Origin of the sequence: Campylobacter sp. BCW_6460, from assembly GCF_001762705.1 — a bacterium.
GTDB lineage: Bacteria > Campylobacterota > Campylobacteria > Campylobacterales > Campylobacteraceae > Campylobacter_D > Campylobacter_D jejuni.
In genome coordinates this window covers 1-3,800 of sequence record NZ_MJXI01000014.1, presented here as the reverse complement: position 1 = coordinate 3,800, position 3,800 = coordinate 1, and the positions used below count along the sequence as shown (strand labels likewise).

Here is a 3,800-nt window from a genome sequence, read left to right as displayed (position 1 = left end):
AGACTTAGTTCAGGTCTTAGAATCAACTCAGCCGCAGATGATGCTTCAGGGATGGCGATAGCAGATAGTCTAAGATCTCAAGCTAATACTTTAGGTCAAGCTATATCTAATGGTAATGATGCTTTAGGTATCTTACAAACTGCAGATAAAGCTATGGATGAGCAACTTAAGATCTTAGATACAATCAAGACTAAAGCAACTCAAGCAGCTCAAGATGGACAAAGCTTAAAAACAAGAACTATGCTTCAAGCAGATATTAACCGCTTGATGGAAGAACTTGATAATATTGCTAATACTACTTCATTTAATGGTAAACAACTTTTAAGTGGTAATTTTATCAATCAAGAATTTCAAATCGGTGCAAGTTCAAATCAAACTATTAAAGCTACCATAGGCCCAACCCAATCTTCTAAAATCGGTTTAACACGCTTTGAAACTGGAGGAAGGATTTCTGAAAGTGGTGAAGTGCAATTTACTTTGAAAAACTATAACGGTATAGATGATTTTAAATTTCAAAAAGTTGTGATTTCAACTTCGGTTGGAACAGGACTTGGGGCTTTAGCTGAAGAGATCAATAAAAATGCCGATAAAACGGGTGTTAGGGCTACCTTTACAGTAGAGACTCGAGGTATGGGTGCAGTTAGAGAAGGTACTACTTCTGAAGATTTTACTATTAATGGGGTAAAAATCGGCCAGATAGAATATAAAGATGGCGATAGCAATGGTGCTTTAGTTTCTGCAATCAACTCTGTAAAAGATACTACAGGAGTAGAAGCCTCTATAGATGAAAATGGTAAACTTTTGCTCACTTCAAGAGAGGGTAGAGGGATTAAAATTGAAGGTGATATAGGCAAGGGTGCTTTTATCAATCCAAATATGAAAGAAAATTACGGTCGCTTATCTTTGGTAAAAAATGATGGTAAAGATATTTTAATCAGTGGAACAGGATTAACTGCTACTGGATTTGGTGCAAGTAGTTTCATTTCACAAGCTTCTGTTTCTCTAAGAGAATCAAAAGGTCAAATTGATGCCAATGTTGCTGATGCTATGGGGTTTAACTCAGTTGATAAAGGTAATATTTTAGGGGGTTATTCTTCTGTTTCTGCTTATATGAGTAATGCCGGTAGTGGATTTTCGTCAGGTTCAGGTTATTCTGTAGGTAGTGGTAAAAATTATTCCACAGGTTTTGCTAATGTGATAGCTGTTTCTGCAGCTTCTCAACTCTCAGCAGTTTATAATGTATCCGCAGGCTCAGGTTTTTCTAGTGGTTCTAATTTATCTCAATTTGCAACCTTGAAAACTTCAGTTGGAAATACTCTTGGTGTAAAAGATGAAACAGCAGGTGTAACTACACTTAAAGGCGCTATGGCAGTGATGGATATAGCAGAAACTGCTATAACAAATCTTGATCAAATCAGAGCCGATATTGGTTCAGTGCAAAATCAACTTCAAGTTACTATAAACAACATCACTGTAACTCAAGTAAATGTTAAAGCAGCAGAATCAACTATAAGAGATGTAGACTTTGCTAGTGAGAGTGCAAATTTTTCTAAGTATAATATCCTTGCACAGTCAGGTTCTTATGCGATGAGTCAGGCTAATGCTGTACAACAAAATGTTTTAAAACTTCTTCAATGATTTCTTAGATGCTTTTATGCATCTAAGATTTTTAAAGTGCTTTTTTCTTTTCTAAAAAGTCTCGCAAAGGTAAGATAGCGATTTTAAGTCTTTTATCTTGAGCTTCTAAAAGTTCTATGATATTTTCAAGCAAGGATTCGTGTGCATAAATCCAAGCAAAAAGTTTATTTTGTTTATCAGCTTCATCTTTGATATCCTTAAGATATAAAGGCGCTAAGAGGCTTTGTTCGTGATGTAAAGTAGGTCCTAGAATTTCTTTTGAAAAGCTGTATTTTTGACTTGAAAGTTTTTCTTTGATTTTATCGATGTTTTGATTGAGTTCATTAAGAGATAATTTGCTTTTTCCATGGGTAAGATTATGAATTTGTTTTTTGATTTTTTTACATTCTTTTTGAAAATTAAGCGCTAAGCTCATATTTTTTTTGATTTTTTTATAGATTTTTAAACCCAATTCTACTTGTTCTTTGGTATTTAAAGCTTTTAATTTTTTAAAATTTTTATCTTTTTCATTTTCAAGTAGATCTTTGCAAACTTCTTTAAAAGGTCTTTCTATAGCACTTTCTATCCTAGCGCCTCCTTCAGTGCAATTATAAGTTTTACTTTCGCTATAGAAAATAAAATTTTCAAAAATTTGCCTAAAAAGAGTCCATATTTCAGAACTTTCTACTTTGCCTTCTCCGCCATAAGCTGTGGTAGTAAATTTTCCCAAATCTCTTTCATAGTCTCCATTATGCCAACTAGCATGAATAAAACCTTTAGAATGCGTTTGTCCATCTTCGCTATAAGCTAGATCTTGTCCTATTAAAACGATATTTTTATGTCCTAAATTTTCTGCAAATTCATAAGCCATATGAGATACACTCATACCTGCATTAATATACCCATAATCATCTAGATCTAAATATCTTGCAAAAGGTTGTCCTTTAAGAATAAGCATATAGTTTCTTTTGTTTTTTTCAAGATAATCAATAGTTTTTTTATGCACCAAAGAAGCAACTAAAAAAATAATATCTTTATCAAATTTACCAAAATCATTATTAAAACATTCTGCTACTATTTCATCACGCTCTAGCATGCAAACATAATCAGGTTTTATACCTTCTCTTGCAAGTATATTATAAGCACTGTCTGCACAAAAAATCGTAGCTTTATTGGCATACTTTTTTAATAAAGGAAGTTGTTTAGTTAAACTTGGTCCTGTAGAAACGACTATGGCTGTTTCTTTAGCACTTTTTCTTTTTTTTAGAAGTTCTTTATAACTTGGATGTGAAATGAGTTTGGGAAGATTATAAACAAATTGTTCTATACCTTGCATAGCATCTTTAGGATCATTTCCATGCATGAGATTATGGTTTTTTATGGTTAGGATATTAAGCTTGTTAAGTTTTAAAATATCTTCTTTGTATTCTTCGTAAAAATTATTAGCAATGTGTAGATTATAAGAACGATAAAATAAATCTCCTACAAGGCGAAAGATTTTTTCAATTTTGGGTAAAGTTACATCATCTTGATGAACGATGATAAGCCTTCCTAAGCTTAAATCTTTGCTAAAATCGACAAAATTAAAAGCTAAAAATATAAGCTCTAGCTCTTTTTCAAAAATAATCATTCTTTTAAGATTTTTATTTTGCAATAAAATTTTATATAAAATCCCATTTCCTATTCCATAGAAAAAAAGTACAGGATAACGAGCAAAATCTTTAAAATATTTCAAATCTTTTTCAAGTTCTTTTACGGGATCTTGATACATTTTTTTTAAATTTCTTTTTTTGATGATATTGATATCAAGATTATCTTTTCCTTGTGTAAAAGTAAAGTCTCTAAGTTCTTTAAGATCTTGAAGCTTTTTGCGTAAAATTTCATATTCAGAGCCACCTAAAGCTTTGATATTTTTTTCAAAATTATTTTCCTCTTTCACCTTCTTACCCTTTCCATCCATTTATCTAATTTTCTTTCTTTAAGTTTTTCTTCTAAAGGAAGTATATTTTTAATCAAAGCACTTTCTTGTGCTTTGATATGTCCATAAACTAATTCCATAAATTCTAAATGTTCTTTTATCCAAAGAATACTTTTATTAAAAGCATCTTCTTTGGTTTTAGGATTTAAAACATAAATTCTAGCAAGATTAAGTTCAAATTGTGTCAGTAAAGGACCTAAAATTT

2 protein-coding genes and 1 pseudogene are annotated in these 3,800 nt (G+C 31.4%); 1 reads left to right on the top strand and 2 read right to left on the bottom strand.

Annotation, left to right across the window (positions count from 1 at the left end):
• Window positions 1-1,638 (top strand): flagellin A (locus AJ881_RS04040; RefSeq protein WP_070282548.1); only part of this gene is annotated, 1,638 nt, incomplete at its 5' end.
• 31 nt (window positions 1,639-1,669) lie between these two features.
• Here AJ881_RS04040 and AJ881_RS04035 read toward each other — a convergent pair.
• Both AJ881_RS04035 and AJ881_RS04030 read right to left on the bottom strand, forming a co-directional pair.
• The gene (locus tag AJ881_RS04035) at window positions 1,670-3,556 is read right to left on the bottom strand and encodes a motility associated factor glycosyltransferase family protein (RefSeq protein ID WP_083259447.1); all 1,887 of its coding nucleotides are present in this window, start codon (window positions 3,554-3,556) and stop codon (window positions 1,670-1,672) included.
• Window positions 3,553-3,800: pseudogene (locus AJ881_RS04030) on the bottom strand (motility associated factor glycosyltransferase family protein); the annotation flags it as partial. The gene AJ881_RS04035 and the pseudogene AJ881_RS04030, both read right to left, overlap by 4 nt.